Here is a 2,361-nt window from a genome sequence, read left to right as displayed (position 1 = left end):
GGACGGCAGAGCCTTTCGCAATAAATTTTTCCCGGCCATTCCGCTGCGCTTCATTAGACCGAAAAAAATTTCCCGCTCACCCCCGGACATCTGCACCGGGCCGTGCTCGTTTACGCCCTCGCGGCGAACGGCTCTCAAACGGGTGAAGGTTATATCCAGGGGGCAGGTTCAGCAGGTCCCCGCACAAAGTCAAAACCGCGGCCCCGGCAACTCAACGGGTGATGGTTTTAAAAGGCAGAAAAACAGACAAAGGAGAAAGCTGGATGAGCACACAAAACGTCAACGAAAAACCCTCCACCAAAGAAAGCACAACCCTCCGGACTGACGGTTTTGTGCGCAACATTCATTCCCGAAACCCGTTCGATGTTATCCGCGCCGATGTAGTGCTTGAACGTATCGAGAAAAAGGCTGGTCGGAGCTGCGGGATGCATTACGAGCTGTATCAGGCCCATCTGCTGGGTGGTGCGCTGGATTATCTGGATGCGCTGCCGTTGAAAGACCGTCCGGTGTTAATGGGCGCTGCGGCAAAGCGCGGCTATCTGCTGACGCTAGCCGAAGAGGAACGCGCGCTGGAAGCACGGGATGTACTGATGAGTGAACTGGCGGCAAACGACTGCTGAGAAATAAACACGGATGGCGGCGTATCGCTGCCATCCCTTAAAGACCAGAGGTAACGCAAAATGAAAGTATACGGCTATCAACACTCATCAGAGGCTTTCTTCCGGGAAAATTCCCCATCCTGTTTTGAACCAAAAGCGGAAAAGGTGATCGCTTTTCATGGAAAGGATGCCAGTTACGCCTATAACGTGCTGGCCGATCTGAAAGCAGCAGGTGCTTCATATACGCGCCGGAATATCATCGCCGATATGTTCCGCCGTCTGGGTGTGAAATGAGGTCTGGGCAATGGAACACGTGAAAGGAAAAATCCAGCAGGGGGCAGGGAACGCCTATTTTGCAGGGATGCAGTGGCGCGGTATTACACTTGGACACGCCGATGCTGCAGCGCTTAATCAGTTTGATATCGATATCAGCAAAGCTCAGGCACTCGAAGCACGCACCTGGTTGCTTCAGAACAAAGCAGAATTCATCGCTCTGATCCTAGGCATTGAAGTTGTAAAGGTCGGGTAGTGAGAAGCCAGCTAACTTAGCTCTTGAGCTAAGTTAGCTTTTGAGCTAATGTGTGCACATACGGACTAGAGATTACATTCATGTTCACAGTCATCTTTCATGATGAGGCTGAAAAAGAGTTTACGGCTCTGCCTGCTGCCATTCGTGCAAAAATGGCCAGGCTACTCATGAAGCTGGAAGCAAACCCTCGCCAGCTACGCGAGCCAGATACCAAGCCGCTTGGAAACGGCCTTTTCGAAATACGTACAATGGGGGCAGATATCGCCCGCGGAATCTGGGTATATCAGAGTGGTGAACGTATTTTTCTACTTCGGATCTTTATCAAAAAATCGCCAAAAACGCCCCCGGCAGAAATAGATCAGGCACTTCGCAGACTGGAGGAAATGCAGAATGAAATATAAAACCCTTAGCCAGGTTCATACCGAAGCAATGAACGATCATGAGTACAGCGCGGCATTCGAGGCAGAAGAAGCCTCGGAGCTACTTCGGGAAACCTTAGCAACATGGAGAAAAGAAGCGGGTTTGACGTCGGCACAGGTTGCAGAACGTATGGGCATCAAAGCGCCTACTATCTCACGTATGGAGAAGAACGCTTCGCGAATGAGTATTCAGACGCTGGTTCGGTACGCCAGAGCCTGCGGTGTTAACTTTAAAATTCAGCAGGTTTGAATGATTAGCGATGCCAATAAAGCGGTGAATGACCTGGCGAGTATTGTCCCTCTGCTGGGTGGCAGTTCGTCCCGCAAAGATTACGAAGAGGCACGTAAACTCGTTGAATATCTTCTGGAACATGATCCGGACAGCCCGCTGGTTGATATGCTGACTGCCCGCATCGATGCCTGGGAAGATAACGCGGTGGAATTTGAAGAATTTAATACGCGCTTCGAAGCAGGCAAAAACGGTGTATCGTTGCTGCGGGTTCTTATGCAGCAATACGGGCTTTCTCAGTCCGATTTCGAAAACGAGATAGGTAATAAATCGCTCGTCAGCCGGATCCTCAGTGGTGAACGCAGTCTGACCTTTGATCACATGCGGGCGCTGGCAAATCGATTTCAAATCCCGGTCTCGATGTTTGTTGACTGATTCGGGAACAGAGCAGGCGAAGGGGGCATCGGTCCCCGTCTGGCCGCGCCTCGAAAGACCGCGCGCCTGCGGCGCCGGGAAAACCGGGCCGCGCTGACGCGCCGCCCGCATTTCCTTTCCGCGTCTTCCCTGTTTGCTGCCTGCTGTTTG

6 protein-coding genes are annotated in these 2,361 nt (G+C 52.0%); all 6 read left to right on the top strand.

Going from position 1 to position 2,361, the window contains the following annotated elements; translation table 11 throughout:
- The first annotated feature begins 263 nt into the window (after positions 1 to 263).
- The 6 genes from ACJ8MK_RS25960 (at position 264) to ACJ8MK_RS25935 (ending at position 2,211) form a co-directional block, all read left to right on the top strand.
- Entirely contained in the window at positions 264 to 620 is a 357-nt protein-coding gene (locus tag ACJ8MK_RS25960) for a hypothetical protein (protein WP_004152717.1), read from the top strand.
- 60 nt (positions 621 to 680) lie between these two features.
- Positions 681 to 893 (top strand): hypothetical protein, encoded by a 213-nt coding sequence (locus ACJ8MK_RS25955; protein ID WP_020325129.1) that lies wholly within the window; start codon positions 681 to 683, stop codon positions 891 to 893.
- A 10-nt stretch (positions 894 to 903) separates the two neighbouring features.
- A complete protein-coding gene (locus ACJ8MK_RS25950) occupies positions 904 to 1,128 on the top strand; it encodes a hypothetical protein (RefSeq protein WP_020325128.1) in 225 nt (74 codons plus the stop codon).
- Between the two features lie 80 nt (positions 1,129 to 1,208).
- Entirely contained in the window at positions 1,209 to 1,529 is a 321-nt protein-coding gene (locus ACJ8MK_RS25945) for a type II toxin-antitoxin system RelE/ParE family toxin (protein WP_004152720.1), read from the top strand.
- A complete protein-coding gene (locus ACJ8MK_RS25940) occupies positions 1,519 to 1,797 on the top strand; it encodes a helix-turn-helix domain-containing protein (RefSeq protein ID WP_004152721.1) in 279 nt (92 codons plus the stop codon). The genes ACJ8MK_RS25945 and ACJ8MK_RS25940 overlap by 11 nt, the downstream gene beginning before the upstream one ends.
- Positions 1,798 to 2,211 (top strand): helix-turn-helix domain-containing protein, encoded by a 414-nt coding sequence (locus tag ACJ8MK_RS25935; RefSeq protein ID WP_004182074.1) that lies wholly within the window; start codon positions 1,798 to 1,800, stop codon positions 2,209 to 2,211.
- The last annotated feature ends 150 nt before the right edge of the window (positions 2,212 to 2,361 follow it).

The sequence above is a fragment of the Serratia sp. CY38905 genome, assembly GCF_052168875.1.
GTDB lineage: Bacteria > Pseudomonadota > Gammaproteobacteria > Enterobacterales > Enterobacteriaceae > Serratia > Serratia sarumanii.
The sequence above is the reverse complement of the archived record's forward strand: the minus strand, read 5'-3'. Positions and strand labels throughout refer to the sequence as shown.